This is a genomic window from Klebsiella sp. P1927, assembly GCF_018204675.1.
Lineage (GTDB): Bacteria > Pseudomonadota > Gammaproteobacteria > Enterobacterales > Enterobacteriaceae > Klebsiella > Klebsiella pneumoniae.
In genome coordinates this window covers 3187971-3201558 of sequence record NZ_CP073377.1, presented here as the reverse complement: position 1 = coordinate 3201558, position 13588 = coordinate 3187971, and the positions used below count along the sequence as shown (strand labels likewise).

General features: G+C 58.5%; 13 protein-coding genes. 5 read left to right on the top strand and 8 right to left on the bottom strand.

The features are described from left to right. Positions 1 to 99: 99 nt before the first annotated feature. Positions 100 to 1185 (bottom strand): tartrate dehydrogenase, encoded by a 1086-nt coding sequence (locus KB892_RS16360; protein ID WP_002898577.1) that lies wholly within the window; start codon positions 1183 to 1185, stop codon positions 100 to 102. A gap of 82 nt (positions 1186 to 1267) precedes the next feature. On the opposite strand from KB892_RS16360, the gene KB892_RS16355 reads away from it, so the two are divergent. Next, complete coding sequence (locus KB892_RS16355; protein ID WP_004221441.1) at positions 1268 to 2230, top strand: LysR substrate-binding domain-containing protein; 963 nt, start codon at positions 1268 to 1270, stop codon at positions 2228 to 2230. On the opposite strand, the gene KB892_RS16350 is transcribed toward KB892_RS16355, so the two are convergent. From KB892_RS16350 to puuD, 4 genes are all read right to left on the bottom strand, one after another. Beyond that, entirely contained in the window at positions 2227 to 3507 is a 1281-nt protein-coding gene (locus KB892_RS16350) for an NAD(P)/FAD-dependent oxidoreductase (protein ID WP_062954981.1), read from the bottom strand. The genes KB892_RS16355 and KB892_RS16350 overlap by 4 nt on opposite strands. Positions 3508 to 3509: 2 nt before the next feature. Then, on the bottom strand, positions 3510 to 4997 hold the full coding sequence (gene puuC / locus KB892_RS16345; protein WP_004150832.1) for an aldehyde dehydrogenase PuuC: 1488 nt from the start codon (positions 4995 to 4997) through the stop codon (positions 3510 to 3512). Between the two features lie 320 nt (positions 4998 to 5317). After that, positions 5318 to 5875 carry an HTH-type transcriptional regulator PuuR gene (puuR, locus tag KB892_RS16340; protein ID WP_002898590.1) on the bottom strand — a complete coding sequence of 186 codons (558 nt, stop codon included), beginning with the start codon at positions 5873 to 5875 and terminating at the stop codon, positions 5318 to 5320. A 25-nt stretch (positions 5876 to 5900) separates the two neighbouring features. After that, complete coding sequence (gene puuD / locus KB892_RS16335) at positions 5901 to 6653, bottom strand: gamma-glutamyl-gamma-aminobutyrate hydrolase (protein WP_004221445.1); 753 nt, start codon at positions 6651 to 6653, stop codon at positions 5901 to 5903. A gap of 225 nt (positions 6654 to 6878) precedes the next feature. Here puuD and KB892_RS16330 point away from each other — a divergent pair, with 225 nt between their 5' ends. Beyond that, positions 6879 to 8300 carry a glutamine synthetase family protein gene (locus KB892_RS16330; RefSeq protein ID WP_002898595.1) on the top strand — a complete coding sequence of 474 codons (1422 nt, stop codon included), beginning with the start codon at positions 6879 to 6881 and terminating at the stop codon, positions 8298 to 8300. 353 nt (positions 8301 to 8653) lie between these two features. Beyond that, positions 8654 to 10045: an APC family permease gene (locus KB892_RS16325; protein WP_002898598.1), complete on the top strand. Its 1392-nt coding sequence runs from the start codon at positions 8654 to 8656 to the stop codon at positions 10043 to 10045. A 118-nt stretch (positions 10046 to 10163) separates the two neighbouring features. On the opposite strand, the gene KB892_RS16320 is transcribed toward KB892_RS16325, so the two are convergent. After that, positions 10164 to 10286: a small membrane protein gene (locus tag KB892_RS16320; protein ID WP_002898600.1), complete on the bottom strand. Its 123-nt coding sequence runs from the start codon at positions 10284 to 10286 to the stop codon at positions 10164 to 10166. 256 nt (positions 10287 to 10542) lie between these two features. Between KB892_RS16320 and KB892_RS16315 the strand changes: the two genes are divergently transcribed. Next, on the top strand, positions 10543 to 10764 hold the full coding sequence (locus tag KB892_RS16315; RefSeq protein ID WP_002898602.1) for a hypothetical protein: 222 nt from the start codon (positions 10543 to 10545) through the stop codon (positions 10762 to 10764). Between the two features lie 20 nt (positions 10765 to 10784). On the opposite strand, the gene KB892_RS16310 is transcribed toward KB892_RS16315, so the two are convergent. Together KB892_RS16310 and KB892_RS16305 are read right to left on the bottom strand one after the other, a co-directional pair. Beyond that, on the bottom strand, positions 10785 to 11573 hold the full coding sequence (locus KB892_RS16310) for an SDR family NAD(P)-dependent oxidoreductase (protein ID WP_004150831.1): 789 nt from the start codon (positions 11571 to 11573) through the stop codon (positions 10785 to 10787). Positions 11574 to 11688: 115 nt separating this feature from the next. Further along, a complete protein-coding gene (locus KB892_RS16305; protein ID WP_002898606.1) occupies positions 11689 to 12138 on the bottom strand; it encodes a winged helix-turn-helix transcriptional regulator in 450 nt (149 codons plus the stop codon). Between the two features lie 152 nt (positions 12139 to 12290). Here KB892_RS16305 and agp point away from each other — a divergent pair, with 152 nt between their 5' ends. Beyond that, positions 12291 to 13538 (top strand): bifunctional glucose-1-phosphatase/inositol phosphatase, encoded by a 1248-nt coding sequence (agp, locus tag KB892_RS16300; protein WP_206659702.1) that lies wholly within the window; start codon positions 12291 to 12293, stop codon positions 13536 to 13538. Positions 13539 to 13588 lie beyond the last annotated feature (50 nt).

Below are 13588 nucleotides of genomic sequence, written 5' to 3'. Positions count from 1 at the left end.
TTTGCCGGGTGGCGGCTGTGCCTTACCCGGCCTACACACTACATTATCGTGCGATTGTAGCCCCGGTAAGCGCAGCGCCACCGGGGAGCGGCGGGGTAATTACGCCAAAATGGCCTTGCAGATAGCCTCGCTAACCTGCTGCGTTGAGGCACTGCCTTTCATGTCCGGAGTTTTCGGTCCGCAGGCGATCGTCTGCTCAATCGCCGCCAGAATGCCATCGTGAGCGGTGTGGTAGCGCTCATCGCCGTTGCCGAGGAAATCGAGCATCATCGCCCCGGCCCAAACGGTGGCGATCGGGTTGGCGATATTTTTACCGTAAATATCCGGCGCCGACCCGTGAACCGGTTCGAACAGCGACGGGAAATTGCGCTCCGGATTGAGATTGGCCGACGGCGCAATGCCGATAGTGCCGGTACAGGCCGGGCCGAGATCGGAGAGAATATCGCCGAACAGGTTGGAGCCGACCACCACGTCAAAACGCTCCGGCTGCAGCACGAAGCGGGCACACAGGATATCGATATGCTGCTTGTCCCAGCGAATTTCGGGATAGTTTTTGGCCATCTCTTCCACCCGCTCATCCCAGTAGGGCATGCTGATCGCCAGACCGTTGGATTTGGTTGCGGAGGTCAGCGTTTTGCGTGGGCGGCTTTTCGCCAGTTCGAAGGCGTAGCGCAGGATCCGGTCCACGCCGCGGCGGGTAAAGACCGACTCCTGAATCACCACTTCATGCTCGGTGCCTTCATTGGCGCGGCCGCCAAGGGCGGAATATTCGCCTTCGGTATTTTCGCGCACCACGTAAAAATCAATATCGCCGGCCTTTTTACCCGCCAGCGGGCAGGGGACGCCGGGGAACAGGCGCACCGGGCGCAGGTTGACGTATTGATCGAACTCGCGGCGGAACTTCAGCAGCGACCCCCACAGCGAAATGTGGTCGGGAACGGTATCCGGCCAGCCGACGGCGCCGAAGTAGATAGCATCGAAGCCCTGCAGCTGCTCGCGCCAGTCGTCCGGCATCATCTTGCCATAATGGGCGTAATATTCGCAGCTTGCCCACTCCATCTGCTCGAAGCTCAGCGACAGATCCCAACGCTGTGCGGCGGCTTGCAGCACGCGAATCCCTTCAGGCAGAACTTCTTTGCCAATTCCGTCACCCGGGATGGCGGCAATACGACAGGTTTTTTTCATTCCGGTTCTCACTTTTTAACGATGATGTTTGACCACCTGCCTATCCTATAATTGACTGGTTCATAATTAATCACGCTAACTGGTGAAACATAAAACACAGATCATGAATAATCTGCCGCTGCTAAATGATTTACGCGTCTTTATGCTGGTCGCTCGCCGGGCCGGGTTCGCCGCCGCCGCCGAGGAGCTTGGCGTATCGCCGGCGTTCGTCAGCAAGCGGGTTTCGCTGCTGGAGCAAACCCTGAATGTGATGTTGCTGCACCGGACCACCCGTCGGGTCACCATTACCGAAGAGGGGGAGCGGATCTATGAATGGGCGCAGCGCATTTTGCAGGATGTCGATGAGATGATGGATGAGCTTTCCGACGTGCGCCAGGTGCCGCAGGGAACGCTGCGTATTATCAGTAGCTTCGGCTTTGGCCGTCGGGTTGTCGCCCCGGCGCTGTCGGCGCTGGCTCTCCAGTACCCGCAGCTGGAGCTGCGTTTCGATGTCCAGGACCGGCTGGTGGATTTAGTCAATGAAGGGGTGGATCTCGATATTCGCGTCGGCGACGATATCGCACCGAATCTGATTGCCCGCCAGCTGGCGGCCAATCACCGCGTACTCTGCGCCTCGCCGCAGTTCCTTGCCCGCCATGCGCCGCCGAAACAGCTGAGCGATCTGGCCGCGTTACCCTGCCTGGTGATTAAAGAGCGCGATCATCCGTTCGGCGTCTGGCAATTGCATAGCAAAGAGGGCCAGCACGCCATCAAGGTAACCGGGCCGCTCTCCTCCAACCATGGTGAAATTGTGCATCAGTGGTGTCTGGACGGGCAGGGGATTGCGCTCCGTTCGTGGTGGGACGTCCGGGAGAATATCGCCAGCGGACATCTGGTGCAGGTGCTGCCGGACTACTGGCAGCCGGCCAACGTCTGGGCGGTTTACGTCTCCCGGCTGGCGACGTCGGCCAAAATCCGCACCACCGTGGAGTTTCTGCGCCACTACTTTCAGCTGCACTATCCGCAGCATGAGCCGACGGCCAGCGCCGTCGGCAGAGGCGATTAAACCCCAAGGCGGTCGCGCAGGCTGTAGTAGGCGGCGCCCATGGCGGTAAAAGGAATGCGCAGGCTGCGGCCGCCCGGGAACGGGTAGTGCGGCAGTTTGGCGAAGGCGTCGAAACGCTCGGCGTCGCCGCGCAGCAGCTCTGAAATCAAGCGTCCGGCAAGGTGGGTACAGGTCACGCCGTGGCCGCTGTAGCCCTGCATGTAGTAAATATTGTTATCGAGACGCCCGAACTGCGGCATCCGCGACAGGGTTAGCAGGAAGTTGCCCGTCCAGCGGTAGTCAATCTTCACCCCCTGCAGCTGCGGGAAGGTTTTCAGCAGTTTCGGCATAATCAGCCGCTCCATGTCGTCCGGATCGCGCGCGCCGTAGACCACGCCGCCGCCGTACAGCAGACGGTTGTCGCCGGTCAGACGGTAGTAGTCCAGCAGGTAGTTACAGTCTTCCACACAGTAGTTTTTCGGGATCAGCGAGCGGGCGACCTCTTCCGACAGCGGAGCGGTAGTGACCACCTGGGTGCCGCACGGCATGCTGCGTTTCGCCAGCTCCGGCTCCAGTTTATCGCCGAGATAGGCGTTGCCGGCGACGATCACGTAGCGCGCGGTGACCTGGCCGCGCGCGGTGCTGACCACCGCCGGGCTGGTGTGCTGGATGCGGGTGACCGGCGACTGCTCATACACCCGGCCGCCGTTCAGGCGAATGGCATCCGCTTCGCCGATGGCAAGGTTCAGCGGGTGAATATGGCCGCCGCTGTGGTCGAGCAGGGCGCCGACGTAGCGGTCGCTGTCCACTTCGCGACGAATGGCCTCTCTGTCCAGCAGCTCCAGCTGGGTGTTGCCGTAGCGCTCCCAGTTGGCTTTCTGCTCTTCCAGGGTTTCCAGCTGTTTATGGTTCATCGCCACGAACAGGCCGCCCGGGCGGTAATCGCACTGGATCTGATACCGCTGGATGCGTTCGCGGATGATATCGCCGCCTTCGAACATCATGCTGCCGAGCATTTTTGCCGCATCCGGGCCGTAGTTCTTTTCAATGACGTCGATATCGCGGCTATAGGAGTTGACCAGCTGACCGCCGTTGCGGCCGCTGGCGCCGAAGCCGATGCGCGCCCCTTCCAGCACCACCACGTCGTAGCCCATTTCGGCCAGATGCAGGGCAGACGAGAGGCCGGTGTAGCCGCCGCCGACGACGCAGACGTCACAGTTGATGGATCCCTCCAGCGTCGGGAACGGTTCATACTTGTTGGCGCTGGCGGCATAGTAGCTAGTGGTATGTTCAGTCATGATCAAGACTCCAGGGCAATCCAGATGGTTTTCAGTTCGGTGAATTTTTCCAGCGCGTGCAGCGATTTATCGCGCCCGTTGCCGCTCTGCTTGTAGCCGCCGAACGGAACGGTCATATCACCATCGTTATAGTTGTTGACGAAGACCGAGCCGGCCTTCAGGCGGCGGCTCATGCGGTGGGCGCGGGAGAGATCGCGGGTCCACACCGCGGCGCCCAAGCCGTAGTCGCTGTCATTGGCGAGCTTTAGCGCCTCTTCTTCGCTTTTGAAGCGGGTCACCACCAGCACCGGGCCGAAGATCTCTTCCCGGCTGAGGGTTGATGCCGGGTCGACGTCAACGAAAATGGTCGGGCCAACGGCGGCAGGCCACGGGTTTTTCCGTCCGTCGAGGAACAGGGTGCTTTGGCTTTCGCCGCCGCGAATAAAGCTATGCACGTTGTCGGCATGGGTATTGTCAATCAGCATGCCCATGGTGGTGTCCGGATCGAGCGGGTTGCCCGGCTGCCAGTGTTGCGCCTCAGCTTTCAGCCGCGCCAGGAACTCGTCAGCGATGCTCTCCTCGAGCAGCAGACGGGTCCCGGCGATGCACACCTGTCCCTGGTTGTAGAAGATGCCGCCGGCGGTGGCGCGAACCGCTTGTTGCAGATCCGGGCAATCGGCGAAGACAATGTTGGCGCTCTTGCCGCCCGCTTCCAGCCACACGCGCTTCATATTGCTGTCGCCGGCGTCTTTCAGCAGCTGCTTGCCGGTGCGGGTGGAGCCGGTGAAGGTGATGACTTCAACATCAGGATGCAGGGCCAGCGCCTGCCCGGCCTCGTGGCCAAAGCCGCTGACCACGTTCAACACGCCGTCCGGCAGGCCGGCCTCTTTCGCCAGCCCGGCCAGACGCAGGGCGGTAAGCGGCGATTTTTCCGAGGGTTTGAGGATTACGCTATTGCCTGCCGCCAGCGCCGGGCCGAGTTTCCAGCAGGCCAGCAGCAGCGGGAAGTTCCACGGCACCACCGCGGCGATCACGCCAATTGGTTCGCGAACGATCATCGCCAGCTCGTTGCTGCCGGTGGGGGCCACTTCGCCATAGACTTTATCCAGCGCTTCGGCATACCAGCGAATGGCGCGGGCGGCGCCGGGAATATCGTCGCGCAGGCTGTGGCGAATCGGCTTGCCGGTATCCAGCGTTTCCAGCAGCGCCAGCTCTTCACGATGGGCCTCCATCAGATTAGCAAAGCGAGTGAGGATCGCTTTACGCTGTGCGGGGGAGGCCTGCGACCAGTCGCCGTTATCAAAAGCCTGGCGCGCGGCTTTCACCGCCCGTTCGACGTCGGCTTTTTTACCGCGGGCGACCTGGGCTAATGTCTGCTGCGCGGCGGGGTCGATAGTCTCAAAGGTGGTATTATCGGCCGCGGCGCAATATTCGCCGTTAATAAATAAGCGCGTTTCAATGGCCAGGTTTTTCGCTTTTTCCTGCCAGTAAGCCAGGTGCTGAAAATTCATCATGACTCCTTAAAAACATTATCGGCAAATTAATCAGTGCGGCGTTTTCAGGCTGCACGGGGGCACTGCGCCGGGCGCAGGGCATAGCGTATCCCCGGAGTTGAATACCGTTTTATTCTCCTGATTTTTGACGGGTTGTTTGCAACCCGAATTATTCAGGAGCGAGTCGCCATTCACTGGCGTTAATTATTTCAGGGCCAACAGGAAATAATATTCCGTACGGCGCAGACGTTATTACTACGAGTTCTTCGCCGCGACGAAAATAGATTTTCCGTCGCGACAGGCCTGAAGTAAGCCTGAACTTCGTTCAGGCGAAATAATCAGAATGTGGTGGGGGTGTGGGCACTGATGATGCGGCAGATGCCTGCCGAGGTGTTGCTGAAGCTGTGCGGAATGCCGGTATTAATGGCATAGCTCTGTCCAGCCACCAGGTGGTACGACTGACCGTTAATGGTCAGCACGATCTCACCTTCCAGTATGGTGCCTATCTCCTCACCCTGATGCTTAATCCTCTCCCCGGTCGTGGTTCCAGGCTGGTAAGTTTCAAAAATCATCGCCAGCGTACGGTTCGGATTTCCGTTATGAACCAGCTTCATGGAAACGCCCTGACTTCCCATCTCAATCAGGTCATCCTGATTAATGACCACCTGGGGTTCGTCCGGCTTTTCGGGTTCAGAAAAGAATTCCGAGAGCGACAGCCCATAGACTTTCAGCAGCTTTTGCAGCGTACTGATGGCAGGACTGACTTTATCCTGCTCTATGGTGCTGATGGCACTATGTGTTAACCCAGACAGTTCGGCGGCACGACGCTGTGAGAGACCCAGCTGTTGGCGGATCTCTGACAGACGTTTCCCTGGCGCCAGTCCGTCATCGCTCATATTTGCATTTCCTTAACGGTAGTGGTCAGCGCCGCCGCTTTTCAGCATGATGGCCCTGACAGGCGGTGATAAAACCATCAAACAACATACGCGACAGGGCGTATTCGCTACTGTTCCATTCTGGATGCCACTGTACGCCCAGCGCGAAAGGATGATCGTTCACGCTGACCGCTTCCACCAGTCCATCCGGCGCTCGCGCCTCCACTCGCAGCTGCGGACTGAGGGTTTTTGCCCCTTGCCCATGTAGCGAGTTTACCCAAAACGTGTTGCAGCCCGGTATCAATTGCGACAGCAATCCTCCTTCCTGAACCTCAACCTGATGGGACGGCGCATACTGCTGCTCGACGGGCAGTTCAGGATCTTCGCGATGTTCAAGGAGCTCAGGCTGCTCGAACAGACGACGATACAGAGTCCCGCCGGTGGCGACAACCAGTTCCTGCAGTCCACGACAGATGGCGAAAATGGGGATGCGCCTTTCGAGCGCGGCGTTAATCAGCGCCATGCTCAGAAGATCACGCCCGGGGTCGGCGTCAGGCTCATCGCCGTTTTCACCATAAAGGTGCGGCTGCACGTTGCTGGGGCTGCCTGGCAGGTAGATCCCGTCCAGTTTATCAACGACCACGTTCAGTAGCTCCGGCTCCGCCAGCGCATGCGGCAGGGCAATCGGCAGTCCGCCGGCGTTAACAATTGCATTCAGGTACTTTTCTTGCAAGGTCTGGGTCTGGTGACCCTTAAGCCTGTTTCTACACATCACGACGCCAATAACTGGCTTGTACATTATATTTTCCATGATCGCCCTCACAAAGTGGACTAAATTATGACCGCTATAGCGGGTTTAACGGCCATATCGTTCAATATTTTCTCAATCTAGCAGTGGAAATAGCCCTTTGCAAACTTAATTTAACATTTGACAAACAATTTATTTGCATACACAGTCGATGGGGTGGACATTATATTTAACGGTCTGAGTGCAGGACCGAAACCCAACCAACGGCGGTGAATCATGGAAACCAATATCGTAGAAGTTGAGAATTTTGTTCAGCAAACGGAAGAGAGACGGGTTAGCGCGTTCGCGAAAGAAGTGAAGCGCTACCTCGAAACCTACCCTGATACCCAGTATGTCGATGTCCTCCTCACTGACCTGAACGGCTGCTTCCGCGGCAAGCGCATCCCGGTTGCCGGCCTGAGCAAACTGGAGAAAGGCTGTTATTTCCCGGCCTCGGTGTTTGCGATGGATATTCTCGGCAATGTGGTGGAAGAGGCCGGTCTGGGCCAGGAGATGGGCGAGCCGGATCGCAGCTGCATCCCGGTACCCGGCACCTTAACCCCTTCGGCGGCTGACCCACAATCGATAGCCCAGGTACAGCTAACCATGGTTGATGAAGATGGCGCTCCCTTTGACGTTGAGCCGCGGAACGTACTCAACCGCCTCTGGCAGCAGTTGCGCCAGCGCGGGCTGTTCCCCGTGGTAGCGGTAGAGCTGGAGTTCTATTTACTGGACCGCAAACGCGATGCCGAAGGCTACCTGCAGCCGCCGTGTGCGCCGGGCACCGACGATCGCAACACCCAAAGCCAGGTCTATTCGGTCGATAACCTTAACCACTTCGCTGACGTGCTCAACGACATCGACGAGCTGGCCAAACTGCAGCTGATCCCCGCCGATGGCGCGGTGGCGGAAGCCTCGCCGGGCCAGTTTGAAATCAACCTTCACCATACCGATAACGTGCTGGACGCCTGCGATGATGCGCTGGCGTTAAAACGTCTCGTGCGTTTGATGGCGGAGAAGCATAAGATGCACGCCACTTTTATGGCGAAGCCTTATGAAGAGCATGCCGGCAGTGGGATGCATATCCACATCAGCATGCTGAACAATAAAGGGGAAAACGTGCTGGTGGACGGCGATGGGGAAGACTCTGCGCTGCTCAAACGCGCGCTGGCCGGGATGATCGATCTGATGCCGGCCTCGATGGCGCTGCTGGCGCCGAACGTGAACTCGTATCGCCGCTTCCAGCCGGGGATGTACGTCCCGACGCAGGCTTCGTGGGGGCATAACAACCGCACCGTCGCGCTGCGTATTCCGTGCGGCGAGCGGCAGAACCACCGCGTGGAGTATCGCGTCGCGGGGGCGGACGCCAACCCGTATCTGGTGATGGCGGCGATTTTTGCCGGCATTCTGCACGGGCTGGATAACCCCCAGCTGCCTTTACAGGAAGAGGTGGAAGGTAACGGTCTGGAACAAGAGGGCCTGCCGTTCCCGATCCGCCAGAGCGATGCGCTGTGGGAGTTTATGCAGAACGATCACTTGCGTGAGCGCCTCGGCGAGCGTTTCTGCCATGTTTTCCATGCCTGTAAGCATGATGAATTACTGCAGTTTGAGCGTCTTATCACAGAAACCGAAATTGAGTGGATGTTGAAAAACGCCTGATGGTCGCCCCGCGAGGGGCCCATAAGTTTGGTAATCAGTAGCATCATACGGCCTGAGCGGAGCCTGGCCGACGTTTTTGCTGGGAGCCCAGCCATTTCCCGGATGTCGCGTTAAGGAGCGCAGGCGGCAACGGGGCTTCAGTTAACGACACAGTGTGTGACGAGGAAATGAGATGATGCAGATGTTCAAATATCCGCAGGGAGAGGGAGGCCGCTCAGGCCGCATTGGATGCCAGCCAGCTACCGCTTACCGGTCCGTCTTACCCTTTTATCTATGCCTTACCCCTTTGCTAAGCAGGTTTGTCACGCGGACGTTGGGCCCGCAAACTGTTAACAGCAAGAGGGGTATGGGCGATGGCTATTAATCCTCCGGCACATAACGCCGCTCAGGCGGGCAGACCGCGTCTGCGTAAATCCCTCAAACTCTGGCAAGTGGTGATGATGGGGCTGGCCTATCTGACGCCAATGACGGTGTTTGATACCTTCGGCATCGTCTCGGGCATCAGCAATGGCCACGTTCCGGCGTCTTATCTGCTGGCGCTGGCTGGCGTGCTGTTCACCGCCATCAGCTACGGCAAACTGGTGCGTCAGTTTCCGGAGGCCGGTTCCGCCTATACCTACGCGCAAAAATCCATCAGTCCGCACGTCGGCTTTATGGTCGGTTGGTCGTCGCTGCTGGATTATCTGTTTCTGCCGATGATCAACGTCCTGCTGGCGAAGATCTATCTCTCGGCCTTGTTCCCCGAAGTGCCGCCGTGGGTGTGGGTAGTGACCTTTGTCTCTATTCTGACCGCCGCGAACCTGAAAAGCGTTAACCTGGTGGCCAACTTCAATACCCTGTTCGTGCTGGTGCAGATTTCGATCATGGTGGTGTTTGTCATTCTGGTGGTGCAGGGGCTGCATAAAGGCGAGGGGGTGGGTACCGTCTGGTCGCTGCAGCCGTTTATCAGCCAGAATGCGCATCTGATCCCGATTATTACCGGCGCGACCATTGTCTGCTTCTCGTTTCTCGGCTTCGACGCGGTGACCACCCTGTCGGAAGAGACCCCTGACGCCGCGCGAGTGATCCCGAAGGCAATTTTTCTCACCGCGATGTACGGCGGCATTATCTTTATCGTCGCGTCGTTCTTTATGCAGCTGTTCTTCCCGGATATTCATCGCTTTAAAGACCCCGATGCCGCGCTGCCGGAGATTGCGCTGTACGTGGGCGGCAAGCTGTTCCAGTCGATTTTCCTGTGCACCACCTTTGTTAACACCCTGGCGTCCGGCCTGGCCTCCCATGCCAGCGTCTCCCGTCTGCTGTACGTGATGGGCCGCGACAACGTCTTCCCGGAGCGCATTTTTGGCTATGTGCATCCGAAATGGCGTACCCCGGCGCTGAACGTGATTATGGTGGGCATCGTTGCACTGTCGGCGCTGTTCTTCGACCTGGTGACCGCCACCGCGTTGATTAATTTCGGCGCGCTGGTGGCCTTCACCTTCGTTAACCTGTCGGTGTTCAACCACTTCTGGCGGCGCAAGGGGTACAACAAAACCTGGAAGGATCGACTGCATTATCTGCTGCTGCCGATGGTCGGGGCGTTGACGGTCGGGGTATTGTGGATCAATCTCGAGGCCACCTCCCTGACGCTCGGCCTGGTGTGGGCGGCGCTTGGTCTGCTGTACCTGACTTATCTGACCCGACGCTTCCGCAAACCGCCGCCGCAGTTTGATGCCGCTAAAGCGGAGCAGGCCTGGGAGTCATAGGTTCTGAGGCATAAACTGAACGAAGGCAGGCCCGCAGGCCTGCCTTCGTGTTGGCTTCGGTAAGGGACAGTACAGGACGGTAAAGAAATCAGCAGAAAACGGTGGGGAACGGAAGGTATTATTTCTTCTTTTTATGGACAGGTAACTGACTGGCGCGCCGCTCTTTGAGGTACGACACCAGGCTGTAGATGGCGACGCCCAGCAGCGCCACCGCGACGATAAAGAGAATAAGACCCGACATAGACCAACCTAATATTCTGTTTGGAAAGGGAAAAAGATACAGGGCTCTGTGTGAAGATAACATCGGGATATGTCTGAAAGATGACGCCTCATCGCGAGAATATCCGGCGGCGGGGTTGTGATAAAATATTTCCCGCAGGGATGTGACCGCCTGGGTTTCACCTGAAATGGCGTAACACTCCGTTAAGTGATTTTACAGAAGTGCGGCCTATAGCGAGTTACGCTGACCGCGAATAAGAACGATCTGAGAGTCAGTCATGTATAAGAAAACCCTCAGCCTGCTGGGCGTAGCGTTGGCGCTGTCTGCCTTCGCCAGTCAGGCTGAAAGTGAACGTCAGGCGAGCCGCGAGCGGATCGTGGAGCAGGTCCTCAAGCCGTGTGAAGGCAAAAAGGCGGGCGATAAGGTGGTGATTACCGATCGCCGCGGCGGCGAGCACGAGGCGATCTGTACCCTGACGGCGGTTCCGCTACCGGAGTAGCGCCCGCCGCACGGTGCCGCTTATCGATACCGCGGCGCAGGCTGTCCGGTTCGCGCACTGGTAAACAGCGCCAGTCTGGACTGCTCAAAAGTCTCCCACAGTCCCAGGTCATGAACCGGTGGTAAGGTGACCTGTTCCCCCATCTCCAGCCCCCTGAGAGCGGCGTCAACCAGATCCTCGGTGGTCATTACCGTGCCGCTGGGCAGAGCGTCCAGCGCCACGCCGGAGGTCGGCCACAGATCGGTAGCGGTCGCCGCCGGCAATACCGCCTGAATACGCACGCCGCTGTCGGCAAACTCCTCCTGCAGGCCGCGGGTGAAGCTCAACACCCAGGCTTTGCTGGCGCTGTAGACTGCGCTGCCCGGCAGCGTATGCAGCGCGAGGATAGAGGCAATATTGATCAGCGTCCCCCGGCGTCGTGGGGTGAAAGCGGCCAGCGCGGCATAGCTCAGACGCAGCAGCGCGGTGGTGTTGAGCGTATGAATCGCCTGGTGCTCGCGTGGCGTACTGGCGAGAAAACCCGCCAATTTCGCGGTGCCGGCGTTGTTAATGAACAGGTCGATGGCGGGATCCTGCTGCAGACGCTGCTCTACGGCGGCAATCCCGTGCTCTTCGCTAAGATCGGCTTTGAGGATGCTTGCCTGGATGGCGTAGCGCGCCTGCAGCTGGTCGGCGAGCGCCTGCAGACGGTCTTCACGACGGGCGGCGAGGATCAGGTTGTAGCCGCGGGCGGCGAGTCGTTCGGCATAGATCGCGCCGATACCTGAGGACGCGCCGGTGATAAAAGCTGTGTGCGATGGTTGGGTCATGAGAAATGCCTCGTAAAAGGTTGCATTATTAAACCAAATTCAGCATGAGATATTAGGTTTAATAATGCAACCATTTTGCCAGGACTTTTTCATTTTTGCTTGTCGCGGGCAGCGTTTAGTTGTTCAGCGGGATAGCGATGGTGATGTCCGCCGGGGCCAGCTCACGGCCATCTGCCGCCTGCAGGACCAGCTTACGCAGGGGCTGGCGCTGCTGGCGGTCAATGAGCCGGGTCGCCGGTTCGTCAGGATCGAACAGATAGTCGTCTGCCCACTGGGAGAGGGCGACCAGCACCGTCTGCAGGGCACGGCCCTTATCGGTCAGGACATACTCCTGCCAGGCGCTGCCGTCGGAGGCCGGCTGCAGGCGCAGGATGCCTTCATCCACCAGCATTTTCAGCCGCCCGGCGAGCATGTTTTTGGCGATACCGAGGTTTTTCTGGAATTCGCTAAAACGGCGCACCCCGCGCAGAGCATCGCGGACGATCAGCAGCGACCACCAGTCGCCGATAACGTCGAGGGAGCGGGCGATAGGGCAACAGCTGTTTTCCAGACGGGTACGTTTCACGAAAGCCTCCAGGTTAATTGTTTCATTATAAAACTCTTTGCCTGGCAGGGGAAATTTTCGGCTACGGTCTAAGTTTGCGAGCGATTACCAGGAAAAATGTCATAAATCCGGCACAATTAACGCGATGATAATAAATGACTAAGGATGAAGGGATGAAAAAACGTCTACTTGCCGCCGCCGTTGCCGGCGCGGTGATGTTATCCGCTGGCGCTCAGGCGCAGGACACGGCCGCCCCGGAGGGGGATCAGCTGCAGCAGGTGCTGATCATGAGTCGTCACAACCTGCGTGCGCCGTTGGCCAATAACGGCAGCGTGCTGGAGCAGTCCACCGCCAAGGCCTGGCCGCAGTGGGATGTGCCGGGCGGCCAGCTGACCACCAAAGGCGGTGTGCTGGAGGTGTATATGGGCCACTATATGCGCGAATGGCTGGCGCAGCAGAAGCTGGTGACCAGCGGCGAGTGCCCGCCGGAAAACGCGGTTTATGCCTACGCTAACAGCCTGCAGCGCACCGTCGCCACCGCGCAGTTCTTTATCACCGGCGCGTTCCCGGGCTGCGGCATCCCGGTGCATCACCAGCCTCAGATGGGCACCATGGACCCGACCTTCAACCCGGTTATTACCGACGACTCCCCGGCGTTTCGCGAGAAAGCGCTGCAGGCGATGGAAAAAGAGCGCCAGGGAATGCAGTTGACCGAGAGCTACAAGCTGCTGGAGACGATGATCGATTACCGCAACTCACCCTCCTGCAAAGAGAAGAAGGTCTGTTCCCTGAGCGAGGGTAAAGATACCTTTAGCGCCGGTTATCAGCAGGAGCCGGGAGTGTCCGGACCGTTGAAGGTGGGCAACTCGCTGGTAGACGCCTTCACCCTGCAATATTATGAAGGCTTCCCGAAAGATCAGGTGGCGTGGGGGGAGATCGCCAGCGATAAGCAGTGGCAAGTGCTGTCGAAGCTGAAAAATGGCTATCAGGATAGTCTGTTTACCTCGGTGGCGGTGGCGCAAAACGTCGCCAAACCGCTGGTTAAATATATCGATAACGCGCTGGTGGGCGAGGGAGCCAGCAAGGCGAAAGTCACGCTGCTGGTGGGACACGACTCGAATATCGCTTCGCTGCTCACCGCCCTGGACTTTAAGCCCTATCAACTGCCCGGCCAGTATGAGCGCACTCCTATCGGCGGCAAACTGCTGTTTCAGCGCTGGCATGACAGCGCCGGCAATCGCGATCTGATGAAGATTGAGTATGTCTATCAAAGTACCGAGCAACTGCGTAACGCCGACGCGTTAACCCTGCAGGCCCCGCCGCAGCGGATCACTCTGGCGCTTAACGGCTGTCCGGTTGATGACCAGGGATTCTGCCCGCTGGAGACCTTTAAAAAGGTGATCAACGAGGCGGCGAAATAACGAAAAAAACCCGGAGCACTCCGGGTTGTTGTCCCCATGATCTACTTGGT

Excerpts from the sequence above, each read along its gene's own strand:
- KB892_RS16360 (WP_002898577.1), bottom strand. The coding sequence starts at position 1,185 with ATGAAAAAAACCTGTCGTATTGCCGCCATCCCGGGTGACGGAATTGGC.
- KB892_RS16350 (WP_062954981.1), bottom strand. The coding sequence starts at position 3,507 with ATGACTGAACATACCACTAGCTACTATGCCGCCAGCGCCAACAAGTAT.
- puuC (WP_004150832.1), bottom strand. The coding sequence starts at position 4,997 with ATGAATTTTCAGCACCTGGCTTACTGGCAGGAAAAAGCGAAAAACCTG.
- puuR (WP_002898590.1), bottom strand. The coding sequence starts at position 5,875 with ATGAGCGATGACGGACTGGCGCCAGGGAAACGTCTGTCAGAGATCCGC.
- puuD (WP_004221445.1), bottom strand. The coding sequence starts at position 6,653 with ATGTACAAGCCAGTTATTGGCGTCGTGATGTGTAGAAACAGGCTTAAG.
- KB892_RS16330 (WP_002898595.1), top strand. The coding sequence starts at position 6,879 with ATGGAAACCAATATCGTAGAAGTTGAGAATTTTGTTCAGCAAACGGAA.
- KB892_RS16325 (WP_002898598.1), top strand. The coding sequence starts at position 8,654 with ATGGCTATTAATCCTCCGGCACATAACGCCGCTCAGGCGGGCAGACCG.
- KB892_RS16320 (WP_002898600.1), bottom strand. The coding sequence starts at position 10,286 with ATGTCGGGTCTTATTCTCTTTATCGTCGCGGTGGCGCTGCTGGGCGTC.
- KB892_RS16315 (WP_002898602.1), top strand. The coding sequence starts at position 10,543 with ATGTATAAGAAAACCCTCAGCCTGCTGGGCGTAGCGTTGGCGCTGTCT.
- KB892_RS16310 (WP_004150831.1), bottom strand. The coding sequence starts at position 11,573 with ATGACCCAACCATCGCACACAGCTTTTATCACCGGCGCGTCCTCAGGT.
- agp (WP_206659702.1), top strand. The coding sequence starts at position 12,291 with ATGAAAAAACGTCTACTTGCCGCCGCCGTTGCCGGCGCGGTGATGTTA.